Here is a 13,727-nt window from a genome sequence, read left to right as displayed (position 1 = left end):
CCTAAACGACCCATTCGAACGACCCTTAGAAAGCGAAATTGAGTTTCACAAAAATGTGGGAACTCCCGCATCTCTGTGAAACGAAAGCATCTCGCTTCTATTGACGTTTGATAGGCTTTTTTGGGGGCAAGCGCAGCGCATAGGCTAAAAAAGACGTTTGTTCCAACTGTTACGTAGAAAAATCATTCTCTAAAATCATTCGATCGGATTTACTGAAACAATCTATGACTTTTGACCCGACTCAGATTCACACAATCGCCGTCGATTTGGACGGAACTCTACTCAATTCCAAAAGTAGGATTTCTCCCCTAACCCATTCTGTGCTTCAAAAGGCGATCGATCAGGGGAAGAATTTGGTGATTGCGACCGGAAGGAGATTTTATTCCACGTTCTCATTCGCAAAGGAATTCAAAGGAGAAGTCCATGTGGTATCCAATAACGGGCAGATTCTTAGGAAATCGCCGAACGCGGAAAGGATTTCCGAAAGTTATTTGGAGTTGAATGCCGTTCAAAAAATTCTTCATTTAGGAAAAGAATTCCACACTCCTCCGATCCTGCACGTGGATAAATTTGAAGACGGCATCGATATGATCACCGAAATTCCGATCACGGACGAAATGTATCATAACTATTCCGGCGGGGATCATTCTAGAACCAGAGCGATCGGGGATCTTCTTTCCGCGGATCTCGAAAAAATTTTAGTGATTTGTTTTTTGTCGCTTCGTAGGGAAGACTTGGAATTTCTCGTTCATAAAATTTCCGCCCTTCCAGAGGCTTCCGAACTTCGATGTATTCTCACAAAAATCCCCGGAGTTTCTTACTGCGTCGAAATCATCAACGTCTCCGTATCCAAATGGTCCGGGATTTCCCGATTTCTTTCCTTAAAAGATTTGGATGGAAAGGGTGTTGTCGCTTTCGGAGACGAACGAAACGATCTGGAAATGTTACGCCACAGCGGAGCGGGTTTTGCGATGAAGAATGCGATTCCCGAAATCAGAAATTCGGCGAGACACGTTACGCGATACAGCAATGAGGAGGACGGAGTCGCTCTGGCTTTAGTGGAGAACCGGATCGTTCTTTTTTGAAGTCACGGCCGCATCACAACTCTTGCACGCACCGTTGTAACAGCCGAAATCGTCCTCGTCGTTATCGGAAGGTTTGCCGATAAAATCTCGAACGACGGACAACAAAGGAAAGAAAAGCCGAACCGCCGTTAAACTAACGACGATATATACGATCCAATCCTGTGTCCGTATATCCAAGTGCATAAACCCAAATTGAAAGCCAGTCTCAATAAAGTCAACGGAAACTTTTTTAAGGGAATGACACTTCTTTGACAATCAAAGCTTTAAAACTGGTATAGTTCTTTTATCGATATGTGGTCCACTCTACAAGTTTATCATTCGATTCAAAAGGATAGAGAGAATGTGGAGATTCCAGGTTCCTATTCTTGGATGACTTGTATGCGTACGATTTGGATCGCAGACAGTCGGATACACGGGGAACCTTCCGCACTTCCCGCTACTTTAGAGAAGTATGACGGTTATGAAGGTTATCGTTTTGTGCTCGAGGTCATTTCCGGTCTTCATTCCAAACTTTTGGGCGAAACCGAAGTTCTCGCACAATTTCGGGATAAGTTCAAAAATTCCTCCCTCCCCTCTTCCGCATTCGGGGAATATCTTGCGAGGTTCCGAGACAGTCTGATTCAGGATTCGAGAAGCATTCGTTCCCGTTATCTTCAAAATATCGGCGAACAATCTTACGGAGGCCTTGCCAACAAATATCTGAAAAACACCGTTTCGGTTTCTCTTTTGGGAACGGGGCAACTCGCCGAAAAGATTCTTCCTTGGTTGAAAAATCGGAACGTGACTCTCGTTGGACGCAACGAGAAACGTCTATTAGAACTTTCTAATGAATCCGATATTTCCGTGCAATTGTTAAACGACTGGAATCCTTCCACAGAAGCGATCGTGATTGCGGCGCCCTTGGATCTTTCCTCTTATTCGGATTCGATCGTAAACGGTGCGGTTGTTGTCGATTTTAGAGAGGTTCCTTTGGAAGAAAAATGGCCCGATACCGTTCAATACGTATCTTTTGCCGCGATGTTGGATTCTCTTCGTGAAACCGAGGAAAGAGCCCTGCGAATTCGGGAACGAATCCGGCCTGCGTTAGACGAACTCGTAGAAGAACGCGAACTCGAAGCGCAACAATTCGTTTTCGGTTGGGAAGACCTGACTTGTCCCGCGTGCTAAAGATCGGTTCCCGTAAAAGCGCTCTCGCAAGACTTCAAACCTACCTTGTACTCGGCGCCCTAAGGGAAAAATTTCCGGACGTTCCGATCGAACTTCATTTTAGAGAAGCTTCGGGCGATCAGGATTTACAGACACCACTCTGGAAAATGGAAACGAGAGGAGTTTTTACGCAGGATCTCACAAAGGATCTCGTGGAAAAAAAAGTGGATCTCGTGATTCATTCCTGGAAGGACTTGGATTTGGAGGGTCATCCGGGAACGACGATCGTAGGCGTGTTGGATCGAGCGGATCAAAGAGACGTTCTTCTATGGAAAAGATCCTCCCTCTCCAAAGATTCCCCCGACGAACTGAAAATCCAGACCTCTTCTCCGAGAAGAGAATATAACTTAAGAAAATTCTTAACTAAGTCGCTTCCTTCCCGTTATAAAAATTCTACGCTTACTTTTTTGCCCGTTCGGGGAAACATTCAGACGAGAATCCGCAAATGGAAAGAGTCCGACGCGGACGGGCTCGTACTTGCGAAGGCCGCTCTCGATCGGCTTTTGTCGGAGGATTTTTTAAATTCGAACGAATTAGAATATCAAGAAATACGAAAGTTCTTGAAAGAAACCCTGAACGAATCCGTGTTTCAGGTTTTTCCACTTTCCTTAAATCCGTCCGCTCCCGCTCAGGGCGCCATCGCCGCGGAAGCAAGAACCGAAGACGTTTGGGTCTTGGATTTGATCCGATCTCTGAGTAAACCCGAAGTTCAATCCGCAGTCGCGGAAGAACGCGCCATTCTAAAACGATTCGGCGGGGGATGTCACCAAAAGATCGGCGTTTCCATTCTTCAAAAATCTTACGGAAAAATTTTATACCAAAGAGGACTGACCGACTCGGGGGAAACGTTGGAGATCGAGGAACAGTTCTCCGATTTTTCGGCTCCCCGCGCCGAGTCCGTTGCAAAAGCATATCCGGTGCCGGGAGAAGCGTTGAAACAAAAACGAATTCCTTTGGATTCTTCCCGGGGATTTGTTCTTTCCGCGGACGGTAAAGAGGACAGGATCATTCTTCCCGAAGAATTGGTCTTAAAAGATTGGCTCGTAACCCGAGGGAACGCGTTTCCGAATTTGGATCCTGCTTTGGAACACAGGGGGCTTGTTTGGACGTCCGGTTTGAAAACGTGGGTCCAACTCGCCGAAAGGGACATTTGGGTGCACGGTTCCTTGGACGCCCTCGGGGAAGAGGAACTTCCAAGACATTCCATTTTTGGAATGTCTTTGGATTTCGTGAAATGCACTCACGTAGGTTCTACGGAAATCGTTTCGGATCTTGCGCGGGTTCTTACGTATCAAACGCAGGCGATGGAGGAACATCCGGACCTTTCCGAAAAAAACCATTTTTTTTGGATGAGTGCGTCTCAGTTCGATAAGGCCCTTTCCCTTTATCCGCAGATCCGAAATCGATTTCACGCTTGCGGACCCGGAATTACTTCTTCCCATATCCGAAAAGTTCTGGGAGAATCCGCAAACCTATCCGTTTTTATACACTATGAGTCCTGGCTTCAAAGCCTTGGGCTCGAAGAATTCAAAGGAAAAGACCTTGGAAACCAAACAAAGAAGAATTCGCCTTAACGCGGGACTTAGAGATCTTGCGTCTTCGGAAAGTCTAAATTCAAAAAAACTAATACAACCGATTTTTATCGCGGAAGGTTTGAAGGAAAGGGAAAAGATGGATTCTCTTCCGGGCGTTTATAGGGACACGGAATCGTCCGTTTTGAAACAAGTGGAATTCGATCTTAAGAAGGGAACGACTCATTTTATCCTTTTTCTCGTTCCTGAACGTAAGTCCGATTCGGAAATTCCGAAATCTTTTTACGAACGTTCCATTTCCTCCCTAAAGAAGGAATTTCCCGACGCCTTTTTGTGGATCGATACTTGTATGTGTTCTCTCACGACTCACGGTCACTGCGGACTTTTGCGCGCGGACGGAAGTATCGATAATCCTTCTTCCGTAAAACGTCTTTCCGAAATCGCTTTGACTTATGCCCGGTCCGGCGCGGACGGAATCGCTCCTAGCGACATGATGGACGGAAGAGTCAAAAGTCACCGCTCCATTTTAGATACAAATGGTTTTTCGAATATTCCAATTTTAAGTTATTCTACTAAGTTTAAGAGTAATTTTTACGGACCGTTTCGCGCGGCCGCGGATTCCGCTCCGGGCCACGGGGATCGTTCCTCGTATCAGATAGACGTCCGCAATCGGGAAGATTCGATTCTTTCCTCGATCCGAGATAAGGAAGAAGGCGCGGACTTCCTGATGGTCAAACCGGGAATGACTTCCATCGATCTCATCGGTCCGATCCGAGAAAAAACAGGACTTCCGACAGGCGCTTATCAAGTCAGCGGAGAATACGCTTCGATCCATTATCTTGCCCAAAACGGTTTCTGCGATTTCGACGCGGCTTTGCGGGAAACCTGGCAGATTTTTTCCAGAGCGGGGGCCGCTTATTTGATTACGTATGCCGCAAGAAGAGGTAAGGAGATTTTATCTTGAGCCAACATCCGTCCGATTCGAAATTGATTTCCGATTCTTGGAAAGGAAAAACTTCCGAAGAACTTTTTGAAAGAGCCAAAAAAGTTTCCCCTGGCGGCGTCCATTCCCCCGTTCGTTCTTTTCGCTCCGTGGGGGGTACACCCGTGTTTTTCGCTTCCGCAAACGGAGCCACGTTAACCGACATTGCAGGCGAGGAATATATCGATTATTGTCTGAGTTTCGGTCCTTTGATCTTGGGGCACAGGGACCCGGAAGTGGAAGAAGTGGTTCGTGAAACGGCGGGCCTTGCTTGGAGTTTCGGAGCGGCGGAGCCCTACTCTCTGGAACTCGCCGAGTTTATCACGAATCGAATTCCTTGGGCGGAAAAGGTTCGTTTTGTGAATTCGGGAACCGAAGCGGTGATGAGCGCGCTTCGTGTAGCACGCGCCGCGACCGGAAGGGAAAAAATCTTAAAGTTCGACGGGTGTTATCACGGTCATTTGGACGCTCTCCTTGTCAAAGCGGGCTCCGGTTTGGCGGGAGAATCCTCTTCGGATAGCGCCGGGATTTCCGCGACTTCAATCGCAAACACTCTTGTACTTCCCTTGGACGACGAGGCGGCAGTCGAAAAAATATTCGAGTCCGAAAATATCGCGGCTCTGATCATCGAACCGCTGCCCGCGAATTATGGACTGCTCATTCAAAGAAAAGAATTCATTCTTAAAATCGTCGAAGCCGCGAGAAAACGCGGAACGTTAGTCGTCTTTGACGAGGTGATTTCCGGATTCAGAACCGGTTTGCAGGGGATGGCCGGTTTGTTCGGAATTCGTCCCGACCTTGTGACTTACGGTAAGATCATAGGAGGCGGTTTTCCGGTGGGTTGTTACGCGGGAAGAAGGGATCTTTTGGATCTGGTCGCGCCTTCCGGTCCGGTTTATCAAGCCGGAACCTTAAGCGGGAATCCGTTCGGTATGAGGGCGGGACTTGCCACTCTAAAAAAAGCGGAAAGGGATTCCGTCTATTCCGTGTTAGAAGCTCGTACCAAAACTTTTGCCGATGAAATGGTAAAACTTCTGAACGGAAGAGCGGATGAAGAATGGGAGGCGGTGACACATTCGTCCCTATTTTGGTTTCATAAAAAAACTCCCAAACCCGTGAGAAGGATCGATCAAATTCCCGAAGGACATAAGGAAGGGTTCGCAAAAGTATTTCACGCTTTGCTAAAGAACGGAATCTATCTTGCCCCTTCCGGTTACGAAGTCGGATTTTTATCCTGGGCGCATAACGAAGGTGTCATCGCAAAAACTTTGGAGATAGCCCAAAACGCTCTCAAAGAACTCTAATGTCGTATTTTTGGAAAAATTCCAGAATTCTATTCGCGATCGCCTGGTTGCTCGTCACCGTTTCACTCGGAGTTTGGTGGTTATTACTCGGGTTAAAACTTACGAACACGGTTGCCGGGCTCAGCGCGAAATTGGATTCGTCCGCGTCCTTAGAGAGTCTTGCGGTTTTGGAAAGACAGAGTAGAATGATCAAGATGGAGGGAACTTTTTTCCTTTCCATGCTCTTTCTAGGAGGAGCCACTTTGATTTGGTTTTCGTATCGCGATATTCGAAGAAACAAGATGATTCACGATTTTTTTTCCACCGTAACCCATGAGATGAAAACGCCCTTGGCGAGTCTCCGTCTTCAAGCCGAAAGTCTTCAGGAAGAGATGCCGAATCCGAACGAAAACAAACTTATTCATAGATTGTTGATGGATTCCGTGAGAATCGAATCGCAGATGAATCGAGCGATGTATCTTGCGAGTCTGACAAGATCGGAAATTCTTTATATAGAAAAAACGAACGTGCGCGAAGTATTTCTTTCGATCGAAGAGGATTTCCCCGAGTTGAAAATCGATCTTACACGGTTGGAAAACGTTTTCGTTTTTGCGGACGGAAAGGCGTTGGAAAGTATTTTTAAAAATCTCGCGGAGAATTCTTTGAAACACGGCGGGGCTCAAGTCCTTGAAGTGATTTCCGAAAGACAAAAATCGAATCGGGTTCTGATTACGGTTACGGATGACGGATCCGGATTTGACGGCAAATACAAGGGTTTGGGCGTCCCTTTTTACAGACACGGAAGCACAAGCGGAACCGGCATAGGATTGTATATTATAAAAAAGTTAATGAAAAAAATGAAAGGCGATATGCGGATCGTTCCGCGAACCGTCGGCTTCAGAGTAGACTTGAATTTTCCGGGGATGTCATGAGATGAAAGCCAAACTCTTGTTAGTCGAAGACGATCGTTCTCTCGGAGAAACCCTTCAAGAACGTCTGCAAAAAGAAGGATACGAGGTCCTCTGGACCGTCTCCGCGATTTCCGCGAAAAAATTGGTCAAAGACGAAAAACCTCATCTCATTCTTTTGGATGTACGTTTACCGGACGGGGACGGATTTACTCTTGCGGAAGAACTGAAGGAAACGAAAGACTGTCCTCCGTTTTTATTCTTAACCGCGCAGGCGGGAGCGCCGGAAAGACTTAGAGGATTCGAACTCGGAGCAGAGGAATTCATTCCCAAACCGTTTCATCTCAAGGAACTTCTGCTTCGCGTTAGGCACGTATTGGAATCGCATAAACATTCCATAGAAGAAACCAGATTTTTTTATAAGGACTACGTTTTGGACTTTCAAGGATTTCGGATTAAAAAGGGAAACGAAGAGTTTCCGCTTTCCAAAAGAGACTGCGCCCTACTCCATTTTCTCGTGACCGAAAGGGACCGTACTGTCAGCCGCGCGGAAATATTGGATAAACTTTGGGGAGAGGAAAGTTTCCCCACAAATAGAACGATAGACAATTCGATCGTAAGACTCAGACAGGCATTCGGCGAAGAAGGGGAAAGAGTGATTCGATCCGTAAGAAGTGTCGGTTATCAATGGACCGGAGAAATCAAAAATGTCGAGTGAACGATATTCCAACGCCATCGGCGGGATCGCTCAAAAGATTCCTCCCGTATGGATGATGAGACAGGCAGGCCGTTATCATAAACACTATCAGGCCCTTAGACAAAAACATTCCTTTGAAGAACTTTGTAAGATTCCGGAGCTCGCCGCGGAAGTCGCCTTCGGTCCCGTAGACGAATTCGATTTCGACGTTGCGATTCTTTTTTCCGATATTTTGTTTCCTCTGGAAGCGCTCGGAATGGGACTTAAATATACGGACGCCGGACCGAATTTGAGTTTTGCGATTCGTTCCAAAGAGGACCTGAAAAAATTGAAGTCCGTAGAAGATTCAATTTCCTTTATGCAGTTTCAAAAGGACGCGATGAAACTGACCAGGGAAAGAATTCCCAAAGATAAATCCGTCATCGGATTTGTGGGCGGGCCTTGGACCTTGTTCACTTACGCGGTTTCGGGAAAACACGAAGGGAATCTTTCTCTTCCGAAAACTCTTACGGACGTCCGGAATGAATTTTTGGAAAAAATAGTCCCGTTCTTAAAAGAGAATATCGCGCTTCAACTTGCGGGCGGGGCCGAGTTGATTATGATCTTCGATACTGCGGGAGGAGATCTTTCACCCGAGTTTTTTCGAGAGATCGTATTTCCCGGAATAAAAACCTTGGCCGATAGTTATCCCGGTAGAGTCGGATATTATGGAAGAGGAACTGCGTCTCCGCATTTTCAAACGATTCGGGAGATCGGGACCCTTGCGGGTTTCGGATTCGATCATAGATGGGATTTGAAAGAAGTTCTTAAAAATGAAAAAAGAATGGTTCAGGGAAATTTCGATCAAACCCTATTGTTTATGGAAAGGGAAGAATTTAAGAAAACCTTAAAGTACTACTTAAGCAGGTATCGCGATCTTTTGCCCGAAGAAAGAATCGGTTGGGTTTGCGGACTCGGACACGGGGTGATGCCGAAAACTCCCGAAGACAATGTGAAAACCTTCGTAGAAATCGTGAGAGAGACATTTCAATGACGACCGCAAAAGAACTGATCGCAAAATACGATATCCCCGCTCCCCGGTATACGAGTTATCCCACCGTGCCGTATTGGTCCGAAAATCCGACCGCGGAAGAATGGTTGAATAAGGTGAGAAATCGTCTTTATTCCGAAACTTCCTCGCTTTCCTTATATTTGCATATTCCGTTTTGTGAAACTCTTTGTTCTTTTTGCGGATGTAATACTTCGATCACCAAAAATCATTCCGTGGAAGATTCTTATATCGAGGCTATCCTATTAGAATTTTCTAATTATCTAAGAGAGGTTCCGGAAATCGGCCAAAGGGAGTTGAAAGAACTGCATCTCGGAGGCGGAACCCCGACTTACTTTTCCGAAAAAAATTTGGAAATTCTTTTGGATTCCATATTAAAAAGAATGAATGTCTCTTCGAAACCCGAGTTCTCTCTCGAAGTGGATCCTCGCAGAACCAGGGACACACAGCTGAAAATTCTGCACGATTTCGGTTTTAGAAGGGTCAGCTTGGGAGTTCAGGATTTTGATCCGGAAGTGCAAAGGCTGGTCAATCGTACACAACCTTTCGAGATGACGGAAAGAATCACGGAACTTTCCCGGAAATTGGGATATACGTCCGTAAACTTCGATCTTATCTACGGACTTCCGAAACAAAATTTGGAAAGTATGAAACGCACCGTGGAAAAAACTTTGGAACTGCGTCCGGATCGAATCGCGTTTTATAGTTACGCGCACGTTCCTTGGCTCAAAGCGGCGCAAAGATTGTTTACGGAAGCCGATCTTCCGTCCGGTTCCGCAAAACGCGAGTTATACGAAGTTTCCAGAGAACTGTTTTTGAAAGCGGGTTACCGGGAAATCGGGATGGATCATTTCGCTTTGGAATCGGATTCTCTTTCTCAAGCGGCAAAAAACGGAAACTTATATCGGAACTTTATGGGTTATACCACAAAGACCACGGACATGCTCTTGGGTCTCGGGGTTTCCGCGATTTCGGATAGTTGGGATTGTTTTCATCAAAACGAAAAAATCGTAAAAAAATATGAAAAACGCATCCGTGAGGAAGGGTTCGCCACACTTAGAGGACATAAGTTGGACGAAGAGGATTTGATACAAAGATCGTTAATTCTGCAATTATCGACGACCGGAAAGGTTATAGTACCTGAGAGAATTTTGCGAGACGTGAGGCTGTATTTGGCCTCGATGGAAGACGATACTCTAATTAGGTGGGAAGGAAATCTTCTCTCTTTGACCGAAAAGGGTCGACCTTTTCTTAGAAACGTTTGTACTGGTTTGGATCTTAGATTACGGAGAAAAAGTCCGGAATTGAGGGTTTTTTCGAGGTCGATTTGAAAGGAAACTACTCTGTTTTCGGTCAAACAGTCGTCCAAAACATATATAAAAGGTAAGATGCGAAATTTCTTGTAATAGTAAGTAGTCGCTTATCGTGGGAAGGTCCGTTTTGAAATCATATATGAAAAAACTTTTTTTAATCTTTGCCGTATTCATGGTCTTCGTTTTTTCGATTTCTGCGGAAACCGTTCTTCTACACGAGGGCGGAAGTTTTCGCGGTAAGGTAATCACTCAAAATCAAAAAACGATTACGATTCAAACTAAGGAAGGCAAACGGGTCGTCTCCAAAAGGGAAGTTTTAAAAGTCATTTATAAGGATCTCAGCGAAGAAGAGGAAGAACGGATCCGAAACGCGGAAATTTTAAGATTGGAAGAAGAAAAACTTTCAAAACAAAGAAATCTCGAACTGACGAAAAAACAAGAGGAAGAAGAGCGTCTCAGAAAAGAAAGAGAAGCGGCGGAAAAAAATAAACCCCTTCCTCCTCCTACTCCGCCGCCTAAAAAACCGGAGGTTTCCCGTGTCGGAGCGTTTGCAAGATCCGCGGCCCTTCCGGGTTGGGGACAATGGGCGGAGGGCAGAAAATTTGCCGCGGTCATCTACCCTACCCTCTTTTTAGTCGCGGGTTACGCAGTATATGAGAATAATCGCAAGTATATGGTTGCCAAAAGAGAATATGAGAACTATGGAAATCCGTATTCCAAGGATGCGCTCGCGCTCAGCTCTCTGGGAATCGCAAATCCGGATTTACCTCCCGTGATTTCCGATCCTTTAGCGCTTCATATCTACAATCAAGAATTCAGTCCTTATCAAGACAAAAGAGAAGCCGTAGATAAGGCTTATAAGAATCTTCAAACCAGCTTAGGCGTGTTAGCCGGAATTTATCTGGTCAACTTGGCGGATGCGTTTATCTTCGGAGGACAAATTTCTTCCAAGGTCGGAATTTCGGACGGAGCGACGAAGGGATTGATCTTCGATTACAACCCGATGGCGAACTCAGGAAACGCACAAGGCGGCTTCACTTCCGCGGCGACTCTCGAATCCAAGTATATGTTCGGATATAGATATCAATTTTAAGACAAAAATCGATCCGTGAATACGCGACCGCCCGATTATATCGTCGTCGGCGCCGGTTTTACCGGACTTCTCTACGCGACACTGGCCGTTTTAAAGGGAGAATCCGTTTTTCTTTATGAAAAACAAAACCGCAGCGGCGGTTTGATCGGGTCCGTTCAAACCCCTTTTGGGCTCGTGGAAACGGCCGCTAACGGAATCCTAAATTCCTATCGATTCGAAGAACTTGCGTCCGCGCTTAAGTTGGACATTCTACCCGCAAAAAAAAACTCTAAAAAAAGATTCATCTGGAAAGACGGAGTTCCCAAAAGAATACCGTTGTCTTTTTTAAGCGCCTTGCGGCTGTTATACGGAGTTTCGGCGATTTCCGCCGGGATACGGCCGGGAGAATCGGTCTATCAGTGGGGGATTCGGGTTTTTGGAAAAGACGCGGTTGAAAACCTGTTGGAGCCGGGTCTCTCCGGAGTATATGCAGGAAATCTAAAGGATATGTCCGCGGAGCTCGTATTGGGAAAATGGATCTCTTCGGAGGGCTCGCTTTTAAAAAATATTCGAGAAACGGCTCTAAAAAAAAATACGAAACAAAAAGTTCCGAAACAAAGAAGGGGAACGGTGAGTTTTCGGGGTGGTTTGGGAGAACTTCTAAACGCGATGGAAACAAAAATCAAATCCTCTCCGAATTCCAAAATATTACGTTCGGAAGAATCCCCTACTCTGAGCTCTCTTAGAAAAAAATATCCGAAGGCAAAAATCGTCCTCGCTTGCGGTTTGGAATCTTCCCTGAAATTATTATCTTCGAGTATTCCCGTTTTTAAAAAATACGAAAAAATCTGTAAAACTCTCGGCGTTGTGACCGTCACTCGATTTGGCAACAAACCTCTGCTCGGAAAAAAAACCGGATTTGGAATCCTTTTCCCACTCGACGCGGGTGTGCGGGCCAGGGGCGTTTTGCTCAATTCCTCCATCTTTCCCGGAAGAGTCTCCGAAGGACATTATTCCGAGACGTTTATATTCGGAGGGGCGTCGGACGCTGAGATCGTGAAACTCAAAGAAAAAGAAATCGTATCCATCTTAGAAGAGGATCGAAAAAAGATCGCGGCTCAAAACGACGAACCCATCAATCACTATGTAACGATTTGGAAATCCGCGCTTCCGGTATACGACTCCGCACTTCTTGAATTCAACAAAGAGTTGGATCGTAGCCTTCCCGAAGGGATTTTTGCGGAAGGAAATTTTCGATACGGAATCGGCCTGAGTTCGATCCTAGAAAGGGCCTGGAACGTTATGCGAAACGGAAATTGATCGATCGTTTACGGATTGATCGGACATTCTCCCGATTTTAAAATATGTCCTCCCAACTTTTTACACAGACATTCTTTTTTCGGAGCTTCGACGGATTCCAAACAGATTTTTGCCATCGCGTCAATGAATTTCGGATAAATTCCGGGAGCCGGAATTCGATGGTATTCTACGATTCCGTTTTCATATGCGATTTTTTTGAGTTGTTCTCCGATTTCTTCCAGGGTTTCCAAATGATCGCTCACAAAGCTGATCGGATATACGGCTACCCTTTTGATTCCTTTTTTTCCGAGTTCTTCGAGCATCGTGATTGTGTTCGGTTCCGTCCACTTCGAGGGCCCTACCCTACTCTGAAATGAAATATGACATTCTCCTCGAAATCCCTTTTCGTGAAGGAGGCGTTTTAAATTTTCGAAGTTGGTTAGGATTTCTTCCCTATATCTATCCCCTTTTTGAATCAGACGAATCGGTATCCCGTGGGCGCTGAATACAAGGTCTATCGTTTCCCAGTTCGTAACTTTCCGAAAGGATTCGGAGTGTAAAAAATCTTTCCGGTTCAATCTGTCTTGAAAAAAGTCCAAAATAAGATCCCGAATCGATTCCAAATAAACTTGGGAAGAATGAAACGGCGCCACCCAACCTTCGAGACTCACAGGGCAAAACTTAGTCGTTTGTTCCACGAGTTTAGCCGTACTCAAAACCGTAGATCTGGAAAAATGAGGATATAAGGGAAGCAGAATATTCCGTTTTGTAGGAACGAGGGATTCCCGATCTAATTTTCTAATATCGGGATAACCGCAGGTCATGGTGACGTCGCTTTCCCATTCTTGTCCCGTGATTTTTTTAAGGGTTTTGGCGATCGCCTCCGCCTGTTTGGAAGTTTCCGAAACAAGAGGCGAACCTCCTCCGAACCCCATAGACTCGTAGGTTTTGGCGACTTTCCCCGCTCTTTTTTTTGCGATCAGCCTTGCGAGCGGTTTTCGTATCCATTCGGGAAGGGGCAGATCGAAAACGAGAGGATCTTCGAAAAGGTCGATCAGGAATTTTTCGATTTCAGAAGCGGCGCGCGGACCGCCGAGGTTGATTAACAGAATTCTATTTTTCAGACGGGTTTACCTTTAATATAACGTGAATTCGTCGTCGCTTTATGTTATAATTCCTGCGGAATTTAACTAAAGTGTCGCTTTCTCCTATGTTTCTTGTGTCAAGCCCTCCCGCTATTTTTTTTTACATAAGACCATATTGGGCTAATTTTCGATTTAATATATTTTCGGGCATAGAATT

General features: G+C 45.6%; 13 protein-coding genes. 11 read left to right on the top strand and 2 right to left on the bottom strand.

From position 1 onward, the window contains the following. Positions 1 to 224 precede the first annotated feature (224 nt). Positions 225 to 1,085 carry a Cof-type HAD-IIB family hydrolase gene (locus LEP1GSC194_RS03605; protein WP_020772393.1) on the top strand — a complete coding sequence of 287 codons (861 nt, stop codon included), beginning with the start codon at positions 225 to 227 and terminating at the stop codon, positions 1,083 to 1,085. On the opposite strand, the gene LEP1GSC194_RS03600 is transcribed toward LEP1GSC194_RS03605, so the two are convergent. Next, positions 1,056 to 1,268: a hypothetical protein gene (locus tag LEP1GSC194_RS03600; protein WP_021064737.1), complete on the bottom strand. Its 213-nt coding sequence runs from the start codon at positions 1,266 to 1,268 to the stop codon at positions 1,056 to 1,058. The two genes, LEP1GSC194_RS03605 and LEP1GSC194_RS03600, sit on opposite strands and share 30 nt — an antisense overlap. 108 nt (positions 1,269 to 1,376) lie before the next feature. Between LEP1GSC194_RS03600 and LEP1GSC194_RS03595 the strand changes: the two genes are divergently transcribed. The 10 genes from LEP1GSC194_RS03595 to hemG all read left to right on the top strand — a co-directional run bounded on the left by LEP1GSC194_RS03595 (position 1,377) and on the right by hemG (position 12,446). Continuing rightward, positions 1,377 to 2,252 carry a Rossmann-fold NAD(P)-binding domain-containing protein gene (locus tag LEP1GSC194_RS03595; protein WP_020772471.1) on the top strand — a complete coding sequence of 292 codons (876 nt, stop codon included), beginning with the start codon at positions 1,377 to 1,379 and terminating at the stop codon, positions 2,250 to 2,252. After that, positions 2,237 to 3,865, top strand: coding sequence for a type 2 periplasmic-binding domain-containing protein (locus LEP1GSC194_RS03590; RefSeq protein ID WP_020772398.1), 1,629 nt, complete (start codon positions 2,237 to 2,239; stop codon positions 3,863 to 3,865). Before LEP1GSC194_RS03595 ends, LEP1GSC194_RS03590 begins: the two co-directional genes overlap by 16 nt. After that, complete coding sequence (hemB, locus tag LEP1GSC194_RS03585) at positions 3,834 to 4,787, top strand: porphobilinogen synthase (protein ID WP_020772387.1); 954 nt, start codon at positions 3,834 to 3,836, stop codon at positions 4,785 to 4,787. The genes LEP1GSC194_RS03590 and hemB overlap by 32 nt, the downstream gene beginning before the upstream one ends. Further along, entirely contained in the window at positions 4,784 to 6,109 is a 1,326-nt protein-coding gene (hemL, locus tag LEP1GSC194_RS03580; RefSeq protein WP_020772504.1) for a glutamate-1-semialdehyde 2,1-aminomutase, read from the top strand. Before hemB ends, hemL begins: the two co-directional genes overlap by 4 nt. After that, positions 6,109 to 7,020, top strand: coding sequence for a sensor histidine kinase (locus LEP1GSC194_RS03575; protein ID WP_020772441.1), 912 nt, complete (start codon positions 6,109 to 6,111; stop codon positions 7,018 to 7,020). Before hemL ends, LEP1GSC194_RS03575 begins: the two co-directional genes overlap by 1 nt. Before the next feature lies 1 nt (position 7,021). Beyond that, entirely contained in the window at positions 7,022 to 7,714 is a 693-nt protein-coding gene (locus LEP1GSC194_RS03570) for a response regulator transcription factor (protein WP_017809096.1), read from the top strand. After that, on the top strand, positions 7,704 to 8,726 hold the full coding sequence (locus LEP1GSC194_RS03565) for a uroporphyrinogen decarboxylase family protein (RefSeq protein WP_017809097.1): 1,023 nt from the start codon (positions 7,704 to 7,706) through the stop codon (positions 8,724 to 8,726). The genes LEP1GSC194_RS03570 and LEP1GSC194_RS03565 overlap by 11 nt, the downstream gene beginning before the upstream one ends. Further along, positions 8,723 to 10,072, top strand: coding sequence for an oxygen-independent coproporphyrinogen III oxidase (gene hemN, locus LEP1GSC194_RS03560; protein ID WP_017809098.1), 1,350 nt, complete (start codon positions 8,723 to 8,725; stop codon positions 10,070 to 10,072). The genes LEP1GSC194_RS03565 and hemN overlap by 4 nt, the downstream gene beginning before the upstream one ends. 94 nt (positions 10,073 to 10,166) lie before the next feature. Continuing rightward, complete coding sequence (locus LEP1GSC194_RS03555) at positions 10,167 to 11,147, top strand: LA_0442/LA_0875 N-terminal domain-containing protein (protein ID WP_086005141.1); 981 nt, start codon at positions 10,167 to 10,169, stop codon at positions 11,145 to 11,147. Positions 11,148 to 11,162: 15 nt separating this feature from the next. After that, a complete protein-coding gene (hemG, locus tag LEP1GSC194_RS03550; protein ID WP_020772405.1) occupies positions 11,163 to 12,446 on the top strand; it encodes a protoporphyrinogen oxidase in 1,284 nt (427 codons plus the stop codon). A gap of 8 nt (positions 12,447 to 12,454) precedes the next feature. Here hemG and hemH read toward each other — a convergent pair whose 3' ends face one another. After that, positions 12,455 to 13,549: a ferrochelatase gene (gene hemH, locus LEP1GSC194_RS03545; protein WP_081605029.1), complete on the bottom strand. Its 1,095-nt coding sequence runs from the start codon at positions 13,547 to 13,549 to the stop codon at positions 12,455 to 12,457. Between the last annotated feature and the right edge of the window lie 178 nt (positions 13,550 to 13,727).

This window comes from Leptospira alstonii serovar Sichuan str. 79601 (assembly GCF_000347175.1).
In the GTDB taxonomy this organism is placed as follows: Bacteria; Spirochaetota; Leptospiria; order Leptospirales; family Leptospiraceae; genus Leptospira; species Leptospira alstonii.
This window is presented reverse-complemented; position numbering and strand designations above follow the sequence as displayed.

What these genes read in the sequence shown, in the direction of transcription:
- LEP1GSC194_RS03605 (WP_020772393.1), top strand. Translation starts at nt 225, where the DNA reads ATGACTTTTGACCCGACTCAGATTCACACAATCGCCGTCGATTTGGAC.
- LEP1GSC194_RS03600 (WP_021064737.1), bottom strand. Translation starts at nt 1,268, where the DNA reads ATGCACTTGGATATACGGACACAGGATTGGATCGTATATATCGTCGTT.
- LEP1GSC194_RS03595 (WP_020772471.1), top strand. Translation starts at nt 1,377, where the DNA reads ATGTGGTCCACTCTACAAGTTTATCATTCGATTCAAAAGGATAGAGAG.
- LEP1GSC194_RS03575 (WP_020772441.1), top strand. Translation starts at nt 6,109, where the DNA reads ATGTCGTATTTTTGGAAAAATTCCAGAATTCTATTCGCGATCGCCTGG.
- LEP1GSC194_RS03570 (WP_017809096.1), top strand. Translation starts at nt 7,022, where the DNA reads ATGAAAGCCAAACTCTTGTTAGTCGAAGACGATCGTTCTCTCGGAGAA.
- LEP1GSC194_RS03565 (WP_017809097.1), top strand. Translation starts at nt 7,704, where the DNA reads ATGTCGAGTGAACGATATTCCAACGCCATCGGCGGGATCGCTCAAAAG.
- hemN (WP_017809098.1), top strand. Translation starts at nt 8,723, where the DNA reads ATGACGACCGCAAAAGAACTGATCGCAAAATACGATATCCCCGCTCCC.